The organism is Bacteroidota bacterium (genome assembly GCA_030706565.1).
In the GTDB taxonomy this organism is placed as follows: domain Bacteria; phylum Bacteroidota; class Bacteroidia; order Bacteroidales; family JAUZOH01; genus JAUZOH01.
Map to the genome: position 1 here is coordinate 1 of JAUZOH010000008.1, position 18,672 is coordinate 18,672.

Below are 18,672 nucleotides of genomic sequence, written 5' to 3' on the forward strand. Positions count from 1 at the left end.
TGCAAAAAAAATACTATGTTTGTTCAAGAGGTCTATTTTCCATTTACCAAATGAAAAATAAAATGCTACGCCCCTTCTGTCTTGCTTTAGTATACCTTCTATTTACTGCATTCGGCAGTAATACCAATAGAATTTCCCTTCACATGGAAGTCAAACGCCTTTACAATAAAAAGGTCATTTCTCTTAAGGCTGATGTTTACTATAAGTATATTGAAGGAGTGATGGTCACACACTATACTTATCCTCAGGAATACATCTATATTTCAAATTTAAAAGGAGAGGTAAAAGCATATTATCCACAGACGAACGAAGTGATCATTCAGCAGAATTCCATATTTTCCATAGAAAATGATGTTCTTTATTATTTTGTCAACAATAAAATTTTTGATTTAGGACTGAAAGAACTGGGATTTACCCTTCATCATACCAGTTACGAAAAAAGCGATATGATAACAACCTGGTATCCTCCGGCCGAACTTAGCAAAAACCTTTTAAAAGTAGAAATGGTTCATGAAAACAATCTGCCTATCTATTCGGCTTATTACAACCGTAAAGGGAAAATCGTCAAAAAAATATATTATTCAGGTTTTTCAAATTATGGACATTTTGCCCTGCCCCGTAATGTTACTGAGTTTGAATATCTTGCCAAAGGCGATTCTATTATAAGCAGAAAAACATATACAAATATCAAAACCAATGATGAAGCAAACAATTCGTTTTTTGATTTCAGGATACCTAAAGAAGCTAAAATAATCAAGAAGCCTACTTTACAACAATAAGCGTTATAGCCGATATATGACAAAAACCAAAGTATTAAAATCGACACTTCAATATTTAATAATGTTGGGTTTGATTAGTATCTCAACTCTTCAGATGAAAGGGCAAACAGCAGGGAACTTGTCTCTTCTGGAAAAACAGAATTTTAAGGATGCTCATTTTGATAAAAAAATAGTCCGTTTTGGTATTTCCGGGAACAATAATTTTCTTATCAGGTATAATCCAGTCAGTTTAAGCCTTTCCTCGCTTATGTTCATGTATCAGAAATTCATATCGCCACAAATATCGGCCGATTGTCTTTTCAAACCCACTTGTTCCGAATTCAGCCGTCAATGTTTCATTAGATATGGTTTGATCAAAGGGCTATTTGTAACTGCAGACAGGCTCAACCGTTGTGATAGAATCTCAGCCACTGCTATAGAACCTGTTGAAATAAATGAAGAAGACAATAAGGTTCATGAGACAACGGACCGTTATTGCCTGCAGCCCAAGGGCAAGTCACACATTAACAAATAAATAATTTTCACTTAAAATAACCGAAATGATTTGAATGAAATATATTCTTCCTTTTTTATTCTTTCTGATTTTCAGTCCTAATAGCATCAGATCTCAGGGGAAGGCTGACACATCAGTCATGTTGCATGACAGTCAGGAATTGGGCTTTATTAATTATCTGATCAACACGGGGCAATATCAAGATGCCACTTACGAATTAAACCGGGTTAAACCGGTTGGCATTTCCACTGACAGTATAAACTATCTAAAAGGTTGGTCATACTTTAATCAAAAGATGCTGGACAGTTCCATTTATTACCTGTCAAAGGTATCCCCGAAAGCATTCAACTTCAACAAATCCAGATTTTATACAGCATATTGTTATTCCTACATGGACAGCCTTAAGAAATCCAGGGATATACTAAACAATCTTCCTTTATCAGAAAATGAGCTGATTGAAGTCAGGGAGTTTGAGCTGGCAGGTCTTTCGCTAATGGAAAGAGATAATCAAAATTTCGTAAACCATTCCAAAAATTTCACTTTTAACTATTACCCCATCAGTGAGCAGGAAAAAGAATTCATGGACAGTGAACAAAAGCTGATTAATTTCAAACCCAAATCAATAATTGTAGCAGGAACTTTATCTGCAATAATACCCGGAAGCGGGAAAATATATGCCGGAAGGTTGGGAGAAGGATTATCCTCTTTTCTGATGGTTTCAATTCTTGGCGCGGTAACTGCAGAAAATTACTGCAAAGCAGGGCTAAAAGACTTTAAAACATTAGCCTTTGGCAGCCTTTTCACTGTTTTTTACATAGGGAATATTTATGGAAGCGTTTTCAGTATACAAGTCAGGAGAAATAATTTTTATAATGCCCATGACAAAAAAATACTTTTTAACCTGCAAATTCCTTTGCGCACTATTTTTAATTAACCTACAGGCTCAGGACGTTTTTAAGAAAGCAGACAGTCTGTTTTCAGCAGAGAAATACCACGACAGTGCCCTGGAATATGAAAGGATTATTTATTTAACAGACAACATTCAAATTTCAAACCTTGCCCATATTAAAAAATCATATTGTTATAAATTATCTTTAAATTTCAATCAGGCCTACCAGGAAATGCTCAAAATAAACTATAGTGAGGTAAAAGACAGCAATTTATTTAATTTCCGTTACGAAACGGCCTTATGTGCTTATCTTTCATCAAACTTCACAGAGGCCGAAAATCAGTTCCTCCAGATGCAAAATTTGTTAACAGATTCAAGCCAAATAAAAAAATTTCTTTTATTGCGGACATTAAATTATAATGAACTGCAGCAATGGGACATGGCCTATACAAACGCACAAAAACTTTTTGATTTTTATCTTTCTGATAAAACCCAAAAAGACAGTCTAAAAAGCAGTCTGGCCAGTTATTATTCCGGGGGACATGTTCCGAAATTACGTAAAGAGAATTTAGCTTCCATCTTGTCCAGGGTGCCCGGTTTGGGGCAAATCTATGCAGGATATTGGGGAGAAGGCCTGATCGCATTTGGCATTAACCTATCCTGCCTAAGTTTCGGGGTATGTCAATTCTGCAACCACTATTATATAACCGGATATATGGTTGGAGCAGGTTTACTCAGCAAATTTTATTTCGGAAATTTATCCAGGACTTCCTATCTGGTAAAAAAAAGGAACTATCTTAAAACAAGAGCATTCAATGATTCTATCAAATCTTTTATATTTAAAAACCTACCCTTAGAAAATCATTAAAAAAAGAGGCCTAACAGCCTCTTTTTTATGATTCTTACCACATAAAGAATTTGGGATTATTTTCATACTTCGAAATATTCTTATTGATGATTCCATCGATCAACAATACGAACCAGTCAACTGTCGGAACAATACCAAAAATACCGCAAACAGTAAATGTATATAGAGCCCACATACTGTTCGTTGATCTTAAGTACATTCTGTGAATTCCAAAACCGCCCAGGAATGTACACAAGAGGAATGAAGTAATCGCTTTACTGTCATCATTGGCCAATCTGGCAAAAGTAAGAGCCGGCATAGCTAATTTGCCCTGTTCAGGTGAAGCCCATTGGGTCAAGCTAATTTCTGTTGCATTTGTAAACATTACGTCTACTTTTTGGTCGTCTAATTTGTAATTTTCACCGGCAAATAAGAAAGAAACAGAAAAAAAGGATATACCCAGCATGAAGATAATCTTTTTCATAATTCTTATTGTTTTAAGTTAATATTTAAATAAATATAAAAAAATATAAGGTTAAAACAAAAAAATTAGCCCAAGATTATAACAGATATATTTGTAATGTTCTGAATTTCAACCTTGATAATAACAAATATTGCATTATTCTATAGTTAACTATATTTTTTATTATGTTATTTAATTATTCCAAACAACTTCCTCCTGCAAATTTTAAAGACCTTCAGGGTATTGATGATTTAAAGTCAAAAATTTGATAAATCTGACCATATTTTTTATATTCCTGTGCGAATAAAAAAAAAACCTGTAAGTTTGTCCTGTAGAAAACAAATTTAATAGAACTTAACTAAAAAACCTACTTTGCCATATAGCGTGGGATTGGAGAGATAATTGCAGGGAAAATCACATCAGATAGATACACCCCGATGAATATGGCATTGAAAACTTATTATAATGGCTGACCAATATTCATATAATGAACTTAGTCCTTGCAAGGACAATGAAATTCACGAAATTTTGACAAGGATAGTTCATGACCCCAAGTTTTTTGCAGTACTTGATTTTCTCTTTCCCCATGAAGATAAAAAACAGATATCCGCAAATTTGCTCAATATTCATTCCATCAAAGAATTCCAGGGCGGATTTATGCGTCCTGCCATTATGTCTATCATAAAGAAGAGTTCAAAGGGACTGACCTTTTCCGGGGCTGAATACTTAAAACCGGGAGAGACCTATTTATTTATTGCCAATCACAGGGATATCTTATTGGATTCAGCACTTTTACAGGTGTTTTTATATAACAACAATCTGGAAACTTCTCAAATATCCTTCGGCAACAACCTGATGTCATCAACATTTGTTAATGATATATGCCGGGTAAATAAAATGTTTACTGTTATTCGTGAGGGCACACGGAAAGAAGTTTATGAAAACTCATTAAAACTTTCGGCATACATTCGCCAATCCATTTCCGCGGGAAATTCGTCGGTCTGGATTGCCCAACGCAATGGGCGTACCAAAGACGGGAACGACAAAACCCAAAATGGTCTTTTAAAGATGTTAAATTTAAGCGGAAAAGAGGATTTTGTCTCCAATTTCAGCTCTCTGAATATAGTTCCGGTTTCCATTTCTTATGAAATTGAACCTTGCGATTTTCTTAAAGTGCAGGAGCTGTATACTTTTTTAACTGAAGCCCGCTATGTGAAACGCGAAGGAGAAGACCAGAACAGCATACTGACCGGTATCAAACAACCCAAAGGGCACATTCACCTGGCTATATGCCCCCCGGTAAATCCCGAATTACAGGAACTCGAAGGCAATGATGTGTATAAACTTCGCCAGCTGGCTGGAATTATTGACCAAAGGATATACAATAATTACAGGCTGTGGACAAACAATTACATAGCAGCAGATATACTAAACGGTACGCAGGAATATACTTCTTTCTATACACCATCAGAGAAGGATAAGTTTGTAAATTACCTTTTAATGAATACCTCCAGATTAAAGGGTGAACCCCAAAAACTAAAACAGTTGCTGCTTAAGATTTATGCAAACCCGGTATTTAACAGGTTCCAGGCTAAAAGAGGAACAGAAAATCCAAATTAGCTCATCATAAATCCTTTACTTTGGCAAATCTTCATTTTCTGAATTGCAAGTAGAAAATGAAGAAAAAAATTTGCTGACTATTTTGCAGAATATTTTTAATTTGTATTTTTGCATACCAAACGGTTGGTATGTCGGATACAAGAGAACATATATTACAGACGGCTTTCTCCCTTTTCTTACAAAGGAGCTTTAAAGCGGTAACCATGAGCGATTTGGAAAAAGCCACCGGCTTGACCAAAGGTGCTTTTTATCATTATTTTAAAAGCAAAGAAGAAATATTTATTGAAGTCATCAATAAATATTATTTCCCTTCGCAAACATTTAAAACCTGCGAAGGATTAGAAAAAATAGATAATCTGCATACTTTTTTTGAATACCGCCTTAAATATTTTCGGGAAGGATTGGAAAAAATTAAAAAGCTGGCAAAAATAGAACTTCCAGACCCCTTTTACTTTACTTTGCTACATGAAGTAAGAGAATATTATCCCAATTTTTATGAAAAAGCAAAAAAATTCATACAAAGTGAATCCATTCAATGGGAAAGGGTTATTGTCAAAGCAAAGGAAAATGGAGAAATTCTCCCAGATATTGAAGCTTTTATCCTGGCAGAGACATTCATTTCACTTGAAATGGGAATAATGCGCATTATTAATCAAAAAAAATCTATTGATTATGCTCTAAATATCCTCAAGATGCAATTTGAACAATTATATCATTTGATTAATATTTAATTTTTTTAACCTACAAACATACCATTTGGTATTGTTTTTGCCTTAAAACCTTCAACTTTTAATAAAATACTTAAATAATAAAACAAAACAGGAATTTATATTGCCCAAATTTAAACTAATTGGTATGTTTTTTAATAACCTTCATGAATGAATAAAATGAAAATCAGAGTATTAATAGGTTTCTTTTTGTGTACCGGGATAATCAACGCCTTTGGACAGGATACCTTAAGCAGCTTTTCCCTCAGTCAATGCCTGAAGATCGGGCTAAAAAACAACATCTCGGTGGTGAAAGCCCAGATGGATATAGAAAAGAACAATTACAAACTAAAAGAAGTCAAGAGTAACGGTCTGCCCCAGGTTGATGGTTTTGGCTCCTTTCAGGACAACCTGCAGCTTCCCGTAACTCCTATGCCTGGAGATTTAATAGTAATGATGAATCCGGGAAATAAAGATATTGCAGCCCAATATGCAGGCAAAACACTTCTTGTTCCTATGGGAATAAAATACAATACCAGTGGTGGAATCAAGGTCAGTCAGTTGCTGTACAGCCAGACTTATCTTACTTCCATTGACCTGACAAAATTGCAAAACGATTTAGGCAACTTAAGTTATGCCAAGGCTCAGGAAACTTTGATTTACGATTTGAGCAAACTTTATTTCATCGCTCAGGTTACAGATAAACAAAAAACGCTTATTCAGGACAACCTCAACCGTCTGGAGAAAACCCTGGGGATTACACAAACTCTGCTGGATAATGGAATGATCCGTTCGGTGGATAATGACAGAATAAAGATTGCCCGGGAAAATTTAATGACTCAGTATAGCAACACCGATGCCCTTTATAAACAGCAGCTGGATTTAATTAAGTACAATATGGCACTGCCGCCGGATCAGAAAATCCATCTTACGGATTCTGTTGAAATGACTGTGATTCAACCCACGGATACAACCTTTGGCAATGATTTCAGCAACAGGACGGATATGAAACTGCTTGAAAAACAGAAAGAGCTGACATTAGTCAACAAGAAGATGATCAATCAGGAATATCTGCCAACCTTAGCTGCCTCAGGCCAATTTTATTACTATGGAATGAGAAACAAATTTGATTATTTCGATTTCGGCAGTAAGGGAAACAACTGGTATGGTTCTGCCTCAATCGGATTGAACTTAAGTATTCCCATTTTTGACGGCTTTTCAAAAAAAGCCAAAGCCAGTCAGGCTTTAATTGAATATAACAAAGCATGTATTACCGAAGATAATACCAAAAAGTACTTCAGTATCGAATATGAAAATAATTTAAGGAACTTAACCACTAACAGGCTCAATGTAGAACGTCAGAAACAAAATGTTGATCTGGCAGAAAAGGTCTATGATGTAACCAGCCAGCGTTATCACGAGGGGGTGGCTTCCATGTCCGATTTGCTTACGGACGAAACCAACTTGAGCACTGCACAGTCTTCTTACCTGAATGCCTTATATAACCTCAAAACAGCTGAATTGGAAATCCTCAAATCGACAGGGAATCTCAATTCATTGACAACAAAATAAATTAAAAACATTAACATTCAATAAGATATGAAGAAAAAAGTAATAATCGCTTTAATTGCGGTTTTAGTAGTCGGATGGATGGGATTTCAACTGTACCACAACAAAACAAAAATTGATCAGGAAAAAAAGACCAACCTATCGAAAGAGTTAAAGGTATCAGTCAGTACGACTGCGGCTTTTAAGAAAAATATGGATAAAGATATTTCATTGGTTGGAACTGCTGTTTCGAACCAGGAAACACAAATTTTTTCCCAGGTATCCGGTAATATTGTCAGTATCCACCTAAACCTGGGAGATTACAAAAGCAAAGGCAGTGTGCTGGCTCAGGTTGACAGTAAAATTAAAGCACTGGCTTTGGAGTCTGCTGAAATTAACTACAATAAACTGAAAGATGATTACAAGAAATATCAGAACCTGTATAAAGGTGGGGCTGCTTCTGAAACCCAATTCAGGGATATAAAGATTGCATACGAAAATGCCAAAATCCAGGTAGAACAGGCCCAAAAGACTCTTTCAGATACCCGTATAAAAGCACCATTTAGTGGTTATATTACATCAAAAACAGTTGAATTGGGTACTTTTCTAAACATTGGTACTCCTGTTGCAACGATAGTAGATATTTCAAAGTTAAAAGTATCTGTAAATGTTTCGGAAAACGACGCTTATGCTTTGAAAATCGGCAAAGAAGCCGCCATCACCACGTCTCTTTACCCCAATGTTAAATACACCGGTAAAGTTACCTTTATCAGCCCCAAAGCTGATAACGCCCATACTTATCAGATTGAAATTTCAATTGTAAATCAAAGTAAATATCCTTTAAAAGCAGGGACCTTTGTCAGTGTGAATATCATGCTTAAGAACCCAAGGATTCCATTGCTCATCCCCCGTACTGCTCTTATCGGCAGCATAAAAGACGCTCAGGTATACGTAGTCAACAACAATGTGGCGCACTTACGCAATATCCGCATTGGCCAGGATTATAATGATTTCCTCGAAGTTACTCAGGGGTTACAGGAAGGAGAACAGGTTGTGACAGGAGGACAGGTAAATTTGTCCGACAACATGACGGTTGAAGTAGTGAACAAATAATTTAATGAAATATAAGGAATATGTCAATTATAGATATCTCAGTAAAAAGGCCCCTGCTTGTGGTGGTATTGTTTACAATACTCACCTTACTTGGAGTGGTATGCTATTCCATGTTAAACCTGAATTTACTTCCAAAATTTAACGCTTCGGTTGTTAGCATCACGACTATCTATCCGGGTGCTTCGGCTTCGGAAGTGGAAAATTCGGTAACTAAAAAACTGGAAGATGCACTTTCATCCTTAGAAAATGTAGATGATATTAAATCGACTTCACAGGAAGGTTTCTCATCTATCATCATAGAGCTAAAAAGTAACGCAGATGTGGATTTGTCCATCGAGGATGCCCAGCGAAAGATCAATACGATTATGTCTACTCTGCCCAGTACGGTAAAGTCGCCCATTCTCAATAAATTTTCTTCAGATGATATTCCCATTATGCAAATTGGAGCAACCTCTGACATGCCTGCAACAAAATTTTACAAGCTGGTCGATGACAGAATAAAGCCCAGTCTTTCAAAACTTCAGGGAGTTGGGCAAATCAGTTTAAGTGGTGGTACAAACCGGGAAATCAGGATTAATGTAGACCAGGAAAAATTAAAAGCCTACAAACTTTCCATTTTGCAAGTACTCAGGGCCATTCAGACAGCAAATGAAGATTTCCCTACCGGTAATGTTGAAAACAAGAACAGCACTTATACCATCAGGCTTTCCGCAAAGTTTTCATCAGTTGATGAGCTGGGAAATACAATCATTACAACTACCCCGGCAGGAGGCAAAATAAAAGTTTCAGATGTTGCCGAAGTACTTGACGGTGCCGAAGATCAGGATCAATTGGTTCGTGTTAATAACGAAAGCTCCATAGGTTTGCAGATATTAAAGCAAAGTGACGCCAATGCAGTGGCCGTTGCCGATCAGGTAAAAAAAGAATTGAAAACCATTGAAAAAGACTATGCCTCTGATCATGTCAAGTTTTTTATGGCTTATGATAACTCTGAATTTACGCGGTCTTCAGCAAATGCCGTAGTTAAAGATCTTATTCTGGCCATTTTAATCGTATCGCTTGTTTGCTTCTTGTTCTTACACAGCACTCGAAGCGCAATGATCGTCATGATCGCAGTACCTATGTCCATGATCCCTTCGTTTATTTTCATGTACCTGTTTGGCTATTCGCTCAACATGATGTCTCTGATGGCCCTTTCATTGGTTGTGGGTATTCTGGTCGACGATTCCATTGTGGTCATGGAGAATATGTACCGGCACATGGAAATGGGGAAAAGTAAAAAACAGGCAGCACTCGAAGGCTGTAAACAAATTTTACTTACGGCCACATCAATCACAATGGTTATCGTAATTGTATTTATGCCTTTGGCTATTTCTTCAGGTTTAGTCGGTAAAATTCTTCATGAATTCTCCATGCCAATTATCATGGCGACATTAACCAGCTTGTTGGTCTCATTTACCTTCACGCCCATGCTGGTTTCAAAGTTCGGCAAGCTTCAGGACCTGAACAAACAAACTGCCGGGATGAAGGTTTCTCGCAAACTGGAGAATATCCTTGACAGCCTGAAAAACATGTACGGCAGAGGATTGGCTTACAGCCTTGAACACAAAAAAATTCTGATTTCAATCACTTTTATTTTGTTGATTGGTGCATTTTCTCTGGTTGGGACAGGTTTAATCGGTTCGGCTTTCATTCCGGATATGGATCAGGGAGAAATAAACCTCACCCTGGAAATGGAACCACAAACCACGGTTTATCAAAATAATCTGCTTACCCAAAAAGTTGAGGACATGATTATGAAGAAACCGGAAGTAGAAAATGTTTTTACGGTCGTAGGGGCTTCAACCAACAGGCTTTCAAGTCAGGGGAAGAAGAACATCACGCAGATTTCCATCAAACTGGTTGACAAGGAGAAAAGAATCATTTCTTCAGAAAAATTCGCATTATTAATCAAAAAAGAAGTGTCGAAGTTACCCGGAATTAAGGTCACAGCCAATACCAGCAACAGCAGTACATCGCCAATTCAGATAATAGTTAAGGGAAGCGATTTAAGCACTGTTCAAAACACTGCCGCCATGGTCAAACAGGTAATCAAAAATACCCCGGGCAGCACGGATGTAAATTATTCAATTGCTGATCCTCAGCCCGAAATTCAGATAAAACTCGACAGGGACAAAATGTCAGAATTGGGTTTATCGGTTGCTGATGTGGGAATGACTCTTCAAACTGCCCTGGCCGGAAATGATGATTCAAAATACAGGGAAGGTTCTTATGAATATGACATCAAGGTAATGCTGGATAAGTTTGACAAATCCAAAGTAGATGATGTAAACAAGCTTTCATTTGTTAACAGCAAAGGCCAATTGATTGAATTAAACCAGTTCGCCTCAGTTAGTCAAACTATGGGCGCCAGTATGCTTGAACGTTATAACCGTATTACCTCCATCACTGTAAATTCGAATGTATCGGGCAGGCCAGTCGGAACTGTAGGGGCTGAAATCAAAGAAAAGTTGAAAAATAAAATCCCTGCCGGCATCACCATTGATTATGCTGGAAACATGAAACAGCAGTCCGATGCTTTCGGGACACTGGCATTCTCCATGATTGCTGCAATTTTACTGGTTTACCTGATTATGGTAGCACTTTATGATTCGTTGCTTTATCCTTTTGTAGTGCTGTTTTCAATTCCTTTGGCAGCTATCGGAGCCTTGCTGGCCCTAGCCCTTACGATGGATACATTAAATATTTTCTCCATTGTTGGAATGATCACCCTAATAGGCTTGGTGGCCAAGAATGCAATCCTGCTTGTTGACTTCACAAACCATCTGAAAGAGGAAGGTTTGCCGGTCAAACAGGCATTAATCGAAGCAGGTCGCGAACGTTTACGTCCTATTTTGATGACTACCATGGCCATGGTATTTGGTATGTTGCCTATAGCTTTGGCACAAGGCTCAGGATCTGAAATAAAAAGCGGAATGGCCTGGGTAATTATCGGCGGACTGATCAGTTCCCTGTTGCTTACATTGATTATTGTCCCTGTGGTTTATTTAATCCTTGAGAATATAAAGAATAAAGTGAATCGTTTCAGGCACAGGCATCAAAAAGTAACGCTAAAAGAGGTTAAAATGGAAACCATTAAAGAACCTGCAATTCTATCCTAAAACAAGTTACATTCGAGAATATAACCTATTTCTAAGTAGAAAGCCCTTACGAAAAAACACGTAAGGGCTTTCTTATTGAATGATGAAATTACGGTACGATAGAAAAAACAGGAAGGCTTACTTCACTTTATTCAATAAAGTTTTAGAAAACCAAACTTACAGTTGCACGAACCTTTCCTGCAATTGATGGATAAAACCGGAAGAAGCCCCTAAATCTTTGACCTTATCAAAAGGATGGGTAAGTATACATTCTTTCCCTTTTACCATGGATAAATAATCAATATTAATGATGTGATCGCGATTGATCTGCATAAAAAGAGATGAATATTCCAAAATATCTTTAGCTTTAGTATTACGTCTGAGCGACACCTCGTTCATCTCGTTCAAAACCGCCACCCACCGTTTTGCTTCTGTATTATATCTTAAATAAACGATTTGTTGCAGACGAAGAATCTGGAAGCCGTCAATAGTGGCAACCAGAAATGAACGCAACACAGGTTCTGTTGAAGGCGATGTCACCCCTGGTTTGGAGATAATCCTCAAAGAAGGAACAGTGGTTTGGACTTGATCGAACATTGTACTATATTGAATTAACAAAATATGTTTTTGATAACCATATCAATAAACCATTAATTGTTTTTAAATACCTGTTTTTATCTTGTACTTTTTAAGATTTTCCTCCGGTTCGTTTTTAGTTCATTAATTAGAAAATCAAATCATTTTCTGCAATTTCCCATATAAAAAACTAGAAAATATCTAAAAGTACACCCTTTAAAAACGCCTAAATCCTTTCAAAACCTTAATTCACGACTAATAAAACTTTGACAAACTTAAGAAAGGACAAGAGTTAAAACAATAAATCATATGACCGATGTATCCAGTTTTTGCCAACCTCAAAATATTGGACAGATAACAAACTAGGCTACAATATATTTATCTTTATTTTTTCTTGTATAGAAAAATCGAATTTCATATTTTTAAGACAAAAGAAATCGCTTAATTTTTTTTTGACTAAACAACTGGATTATTGACAATTGTATCTATAAGAATTCTACTATTAATGATATTTAGACATTTTAAAACATTAAAAAAATGCCGTTAATTTCCCTTACAATTCCTGTTATATTATGCCTTTGCCTGTCGATAATTTGGCTAATCACGCATTCCTCTAAAAACAAGGAAATAAATTTTATATTAACTATAATTCTTTTAATTGTTGTCTACAACCTTTTGGTTATTAATGGACATTTAAGCCAATTGCCCTTATATCATCAAATAACCACCCGCCTCACCTATTCGGATGCCCTTTTGTTTTTTCTTACCATGCCTCTCTTCTATATCCTATTCGTACATATAGTTAAAAACCGGCCCTTTTTATCTCATAAAAATGCAAAACATTTTTGGCCTTCCTTACCGGGATTATTGTACTGCATCAATTTTAGCATAATGCCTGAAGCAGAACAGGAACAAATTGTAAATAGCAATAGCTGCGGCGTTTTACCTGACAATCTGCTTTACATCATAGGAGCAGGAAGTACTTTCTTTTACATTTGCCTAAGTATAAGATTCTTAAAAAACAGTTTAAAGGAAAAAGCAGATAAATTAACATCCCGATCTTTAAGACAAATTCAATTTTATGCGTGGATTCTTTACTTTTTCCTTTCTTTGATCATCTGTTACGGAATATTAACTTTAATATCACCCTCGACCTTTGAAATACATGATGCTATATTAGCCCTACTCGTGTGTGTATCTTTTATTTATATCTTTATTATTTTCTATATCAAGCCCAGTAATTTGCAATTCAAAAAAGAAAATTCAGGAAATTTCATAACAGAAGAAGAGAAAAAAGAGCAATTAGAAGCTATTTTAAACAAACTGAATAAAATCATAAAGGAGAATAGATCTTTTCTCAAAACCGACTTTGACATAAATGCCTTAATCGTTGCAACACAAATACCAGGATATAAAATTTCAAATTGCATTCATGAACAATTCAATATTTCAGTACCTGAATATATAAACCGTTTTCGTGTTTCTTATGCTAAAAAATGTCTGACAGATGATAACATGTCGTCTGTTAAAATGGATTTTCTGGCACAGGAATGCGGTTTTTCATCACGATCTAATTTTTACAGTACTTTTAAGCGGCATACCGGCTTTACCCCACTTGAATATAAAAAGATGTATTCGGACAAGAATGTATCTGACAACTAAGTCAGTCATTAAAACATATTATTTTAAACTTTTAGCCAGCAATTGAAGTTTTACATTTATATTATGCATAATCAGTTTAAAAAGCTGACTTCAGAACAAATTAAACCACAAAAAAAGATGTAACTTTTGATTTCTGTATAATCAAACTAAAATATGCAACTTCAAAAATATGTTGTCGATTTGTATTCCTGTATATAATTTTGATATCCTTCCTCTAATAAGACAGCTGCACAGCCAATTGGACGTGCTCTCAATAAATTATGAATTATTACTCATCGACGATGCGTCCCTTCCGGAATTCAAAAAAGTAAACCAGGAAGTCAGCCAATTTTCATTCATCAGATATATTGAAGCAAATACTAAACTGGGCAGGTCAAAAATCAGGAATTGCCTGGCAAAAGAGGCCAGATATCCTTTTCTTCTATTTTTAGATTGCGACAGTTATATCCCCGACAAACATTTCATCCGCCAATATCTTGAAATCTTAAATGATGAAACGGTAGTATGCGGTGGAAGGAACTATCCGCCACAAAATAGCAGCCCAAATTATATATTGCGCTGGCTATATGGCCGGAAACGGGAATGTTTTAATGCAGACCAGAGGAACATGCGGCCCAGTCATTCGTTCTTGTCCAATAATTTTCTTATTCCCAAAGTCCTGTTTGAAAAGGTCACTTTTAATGAACAACTTAACGGATATGGACATGAAGACACCCTTTTTGGATTAGAATTAGCAAAGGCAGGAATAAAAATCATCCATATTGATAATCCACTCACGCACATAGGGTTAGAAACCGCCAGGGAGTTTTTGGAAAAGACCGGGCAAGGACTTGAAAACCTTTACCAAATAACCCGTAAGCATCAAAGTAGTTCTGAGTTGATTGCAAATATTAAAATCCTCAGATATTATAATTTACTTCAACGGATCAGAGGGATAAGGGCTATGGGGAATATTTACAGTCTCCTCCGGAATAGACTTTTAAAGAATTTGACAGGAAATCGCCCAAGTTTACTATGTTTCGACATATACAAACTAGGTTATTACTGCCAACTCAATTTAAAGCACAAAAGCAAGGCTTTTAATGAAGCTTCCGGCAGTTGAACCTGGCCATTAATCCTCTCCTATCTTCTGAAATTTATTTAAGCTGGGCAATGACTGTTTGTGTACCCGTAACATGTTGACCAAGTTTCACATCAATCTTAGTACCTACAGGCAGGAGAATGTCCACTCTGGAGCCAAAACGGATGAATCCCATTTCTTCTCCCTGTTCTACATCCAGGCCTTCTTTGGCATAAGGAACAATCCTGCGAGCCACAGCACCTGCAATTTGACGCAGCAATATTTTTGTTCCATTTTTCTGTTCAACCACTACGGTGGTATGTTCATTATCTGTAGATGACTTGGGTAATTTTGCAATCAGATATTTACCGGGATGATGTTTAAAATACACAACCTTCCCGCTCACAGGATACCAGTTGATATGAACATCCCAAATTGACATAAAAATGGAAATCTGGATACGGCGGTCTTTTAAACATTCTTTCTCCGTAGTTTCTTCGATAACCACAACCTGGCCATCTGCCGGGGCATACACATAATCTTCATTTTTTACCACCTCCCGTTTAGGATTGCGGAAAAAATAGACAAAAAATGAAAAAAGCAACAGGGAAATAACAACAAGTATAACAATACTCTGCCCTTTTAAATGAGACAGGCGAATAATAATAGAATCAACCAGCAGAATTATAATAAAAATGACTGCCAGGACTGCTATGCCTTCTTTGTGAATCATATTTTAACTAACGAATTAATTGCAAATATACGAATACCATTGGAGCTGCCATAAGAACAGAATCAAATCTGTCTAAAATTCCTCCATGACCGGGTAAAAGGTTGCCTGAATCTTTTATTTGCATGCTTCTTTTTAATAAGGATTCGGATAAATCCCCAAAAGAACCGAAAAGAAACACGATGAATGCCATCAAAGTCCATTGATAATCACTGATTGCCGGGAAATACTTTGAAATCACCAAAGCTGCAAGCACAGAGAAAATCATTCCCCCGGCAAAACCTTCCCAAGTTTTCTTGGGAGATATGCGTTCAAATAATTTATGTTTCCCAATTGCCATTCCTACAAGATAAGCACCGGTGTCGCTTGCCCAAATCATCAGGAAAAAACCCAGAACCATTTGTGGATCATAATGATGCCAATTGCCCGATGGGAAAATAATAAAATTCATAAGAGAAAAGGGCAATGCAATATAAATTATCCCCAGGAATGTAAATGCAATATTAATAAATGGATGCTCAAGATTCCTGAACAGTTCGATGATGTATACGCCAATAAACAAGGGTATTAAAACATACAAATACTTCAACATCAGAACATTTGCCGAGATCAAAAAGCTTAATGTGAATAAGGTCACACCGGTAATTATACCAAGCACACTCTGTACACGCACGCCTTTGCGCTGAACAAGGCCATAAAATTCGGACAGGCCTAAATAGGTAATTGTAGCAAATAAAATATAAAAAGTAATTTTCCCTAATAAAATTGAACCTACTAAAACGATTACAAACAAAGAACCCGTAATGCTTCTTTTAACAAAATTGCTCACTTTTAAAATAATTGAATTAAAAAACATCCGGCCGAAGGCCAGATTCATAAAAAGAAAAAATAGTTTTATATCCCCTTAATCTTTATACCGTTCCCTTCGAATCGTCAGTTTTTTCAGAAATTTCAGGTTCATCCTTTTTCTCAATTGCATCCTTTTTCTCAGGTTCGGAAGAAGGCTGATCAATAAGGTGTTCACTCTCCTCAGGATTGCCAAAATTGCGTTTTCCAAATATTCTTTCAAGATCCTCGCTAAAAATCACTTCTTTTTCAAGAAGCAAATCAGCCAGTTTTACCAAGCCTTCCTTATTTTCAGTCAGAATTTGTAAAGCTCTCTGATATTGTTTTTCGATAATATCCGATACTTCCTGATCAATCACTTCGGCTGTTTTTTCGCTATAAGGTTTGCTGAAAGAATATTCACTCTGGCCGGTGGAATCGTAATAGCTCATATTTCCAATTTTTGAGCTCATCCCGAAATAAGACACCATAGCATAAGCCTGCTTAGTAACCTTTTCAAGATCATTCAAAGCGCCAGTGGAAATTTTCTGAAAGTTAAGTTCCTCAGAAACCCTGCCTCCCAAAGTTGCACAAAGTTCATCCAGCATTTGTTCGGTAGTAGTAATCTGTCTTTCTTCAGGCAAATACCAGGCAGCTCCGAGTGCCATCCCCCTGGGGATGATGGTAACTTTCACCAGCGGACTTGCATATTCAAGCATCCAGCTCACCGTAGCATGTCCGGCTTCGTGAAAAGCGATTGTTTTTTTCTCGGTTATACTGATTATTTTATTTTTCCTTTCCAGTCCACCCACAATTCGATCCACTGCATCGAGGAAATCCTGTTTCTCGACCACTTTCTTGTTCTTTCTGGCAGCGATCAAAGCAGCCTCATTGCAAACATTTGCTATATCAGCCCCTGAAAAGCCGGGAGTCTGTTTGGAGAGGAAGTCTATATCCAGTTTTTCTTCAATTTTCAAAGGCCTGAGATGTACCTTGAAAATTTCCTTACGTTCGTTCAAATCCGGCAATTCAACCCTGATCTGACGGTCAAACCTGCCGGCACGCAACAATGCCCGGTCGAGGATATCAGCACGGTTGGTAGCAGCCAGGATAATGACCCCACTGTTGGTTCCAAAGCCATCCATTTCGGTAAGCAATTGGTTCAGTGTATTTTCTCTCTCGTCATTAGCCCCGAAATTAGGATTCCGGCCACGGGCACGTCCTATAGCATCAATTTCATCGATAAAGACAATACAGGGTGACTTTTCCTTGGCCTGTTTAAACAAATCGCGAACCCTTGAAGCGCCGACACCTACAAACATTTCCACGAAATCGGAACCAGACATGGAGAAAAAAGGCACATTGGCTTCTCCGGCCACGGCCTTGGCCAATAAAGTCTTACCTGTCCCCGGAGGGCCAACCAGCAAAGCTCCCTTGGGAATTTTCCCTCCCAGATCTGTAAATTTCTTTGGATTTTTAAGAAAATCAACAATTTCCTTAACTTCAACTTTAGCTTCCTCAAGCCCGGCAACATCTTTAAAGTTGATTTTAATGTTGGATTCCTTATCAAAAATCTTGGCTTTTGACTTTCCAACATTAAAAATATTTCCTGCTCCACCGCCACCGGCTGCACCGCTCATCCGCCTGAAAATAAACATCCAGACAACTACAAGCAATAAAACCGGAAGTACCCATCCCAAAATGTCGCCAAAAATATCTTTTCTGGTTTCATAGCTGACATTGACAATTTCATTTTCCTTAAAATCCTTTTGTGCCTGCTGCATTCTCTGTTCAAAAATCTCAACAGAACCAATATTAAAGAAGAAATGAGGGCCAGCCTTTGGGATACTGGTGAAATGCTTATTCATTAAATCCTTGTACTTGGTAGATACAACTTCAGGTTTTAGATAAATCTCCGCAATTTCACGATTTACCACCACCACTTTATCTACCTGATGCGTCCTGAGCATATCCCTTTCAAATTTCTGCCAGGTTATCTCTTCAGCATTTTGGCCAAAATGAAAAAATTCTATTGATAAAAGAGCTATAGCAATAAAAGCATAAATCCAATAAGAATTAAACCTGGGTTTTTGATCGTCATTATTGGACAATCCATTATTATTCTGAAAACCCTTATTTCTCCCTTGATTTGAATTATTGCTACCCTTTTGTCCGCTACCCGAACGGTTATCCTGTTGGTTTTTTTCTGCCATCTGTTAA

Annotated in this window: 16 protein-coding genes; 11 read left to right on the forward strand and 5 right to left on the reverse strand. The window is 36.9% G+C overall.

The features are described 5' to 3' along the window. Positions 1–62: 62 nt before the first annotated feature. From Q8907_01250 to Q8907_01265, 4 genes are all read left to right on the forward strand, one after another. A complete protein-coding gene (locus Q8907_01250) occupies positions 63–779 on the forward strand; it encodes a hypothetical protein (protein ID MDP4272884.1) in 717 nt (238 codons plus the stop codon). A gap of 61 nt (positions 780–840) precedes the next feature. Continuing rightward, positions 841–1,293: a membrane protein insertion efficiency factor YidD gene (gene yidD / locus Q8907_01255; protein MDP4272885.1), complete on the forward strand. Its 453-nt coding sequence runs from the start codon at positions 841–843 to the stop codon at positions 1,291–1,293. Positions 1,294–1,327: 34 nt separating this feature from the next. Next, positions 1,328–2,206, forward strand: a complete 879-nt coding sequence (locus Q8907_01260) for a hypothetical protein (protein ID MDP4272886.1) — start codon at positions 1,328–1,330, stop codon at positions 2,204–2,206. Continuing rightward, complete coding sequence (locus Q8907_01265; protein MDP4272887.1) at positions 2,145–3,029, forward strand: hypothetical protein; 885 nt, start codon at positions 2,145–2,147, stop codon at positions 3,027–3,029. The genes Q8907_01260 and Q8907_01265 overlap by 62 nt, the downstream gene beginning before the upstream one ends. 34 nt (positions 3,030–3,063) lie before the next feature. Here Q8907_01265 and Q8907_01270 read toward each other — a convergent pair whose 3' ends face one another. Then, positions 3,064–3,492: a TM2 domain-containing protein gene (locus tag Q8907_01270; protein ID MDP4272888.1), complete on the reverse strand. Its 429-nt coding sequence runs from the start codon at positions 3,490–3,492 to the stop codon at positions 3,064–3,066. Between the two features lie 444 nt (positions 3,493–3,936). Between Q8907_01270 and Q8907_01275 the strand changes: the two genes are divergently transcribed. The 5 genes from Q8907_01275 to Q8907_01295 all read left to right on the forward strand — a co-directional run bounded on the left by Q8907_01275 (position 3,937) and on the right by Q8907_01295 (position 11,620). Continuing rightward, positions 3,937–5,091: a 1-acyl-sn-glycerol-3-phosphate acyltransferase gene (locus tag Q8907_01275; protein ID MDP4272889.1), complete on the forward strand. Its 1,155-nt coding sequence runs from the start codon at positions 3,937–3,939 to the stop codon at positions 5,089–5,091. Between the two features lie 128 nt (positions 5,092–5,219). Next, complete coding sequence (locus tag Q8907_01280) at positions 5,220–5,822, forward strand: TetR/AcrR family transcriptional regulator (protein MDP4272890.1); 603 nt, start codon at positions 5,220–5,222, stop codon at positions 5,820–5,822. 147 nt (positions 5,823–5,969) lie between these two features. After that, entirely contained in the window at positions 5,970–7,370 is a 1,401-nt protein-coding gene (locus Q8907_01285; GenBank protein ID MDP4272891.1) for a TolC family protein, read from the forward strand. Positions 7,371–7,397: 27 nt separating this feature from the next. Beyond that, positions 7,398–8,459: an efflux RND transporter periplasmic adaptor subunit gene (locus Q8907_01290; protein MDP4272892.1), complete on the forward strand. Its 1,062-nt coding sequence runs from the start codon at positions 7,398–7,400 to the stop codon at positions 8,457–8,459. 20 nt (positions 8,460–8,479) lie between these two features. Beyond that, a complete protein-coding gene (locus Q8907_01295; GenBank protein MDP4272893.1) occupies positions 8,480–11,620 on the forward strand; it encodes an efflux RND transporter permease subunit in 3,141 nt (1,046 codons plus the stop codon). Positions 11,621–11,776: 156 nt separating this feature from the next. Here the strand turns inward: Q8907_01295 and Q8907_01300 are convergent, their stop codons facing one another. Then, positions 11,777–12,196 carry a hypothetical protein gene (locus Q8907_01300; GenBank protein ID MDP4272894.1) on the reverse strand — a complete coding sequence of 140 codons (420 nt, stop codon included), beginning with the start codon at positions 12,194–12,196 and terminating at the stop codon, positions 11,777–11,779. 870 nt (positions 12,197–13,066) lie between these two features. Between Q8907_01300 and Q8907_01305 the strand changes: the two genes are divergently transcribed. Together Q8907_01305 and Q8907_01310 are read left to right on the forward strand one after the other, a co-directional pair. Further along, positions 13,067–13,837: a helix-turn-helix domain-containing protein gene (locus Q8907_01305; GenBank protein MDP4272895.1), complete on the forward strand. Its 771-nt coding sequence runs from the start codon at positions 13,067–13,069 to the stop codon at positions 13,835–13,837. 169 nt (positions 13,838–14,006) lie between these two features. Continuing rightward, positions 14,007–14,939 carry a glycosyltransferase family 2 protein gene (locus tag Q8907_01310; protein ID MDP4272896.1) on the forward strand — a complete coding sequence of 311 codons (933 nt, stop codon included), beginning with the start codon at positions 14,007–14,009 and terminating at the stop codon, positions 14,937–14,939. Between the two features lie 34 nt (positions 14,940–14,973). Here the strand turns inward: Q8907_01310 and Q8907_01315 are convergent, their stop codons facing one another. From Q8907_01315 to ftsH, 3 genes are all read right to left on the reverse strand, one after another. Then, a complete protein-coding gene (locus Q8907_01315; protein ID MDP4272897.1) occupies positions 14,974–15,630 on the reverse strand; it encodes a phosphatidylserine decarboxylase family protein in 657 nt (218 codons plus the stop codon). A gap of 7 nt (positions 15,631–15,637) precedes the next feature. Then, positions 15,638–16,456 carry a phosphatidate cytidylyltransferase gene (locus Q8907_01320; protein MDP4272898.1) on the reverse strand — a complete coding sequence of 273 codons (819 nt, stop codon included), beginning with the start codon at positions 16,454–16,456 and terminating at the stop codon, positions 15,638–15,640. A gap of 82 nt (positions 16,457–16,538) precedes the next feature. Beyond that, positions 16,539–18,665, reverse strand: coding sequence for an ATP-dependent zinc metalloprotease FtsH (ftsH, locus tag Q8907_01325; GenBank protein ID MDP4272899.1), 2,127 nt, complete (start codon positions 18,663–18,665; stop codon positions 16,539–16,541). Positions 18,666–18,672 lie beyond the last annotated feature (7 nt).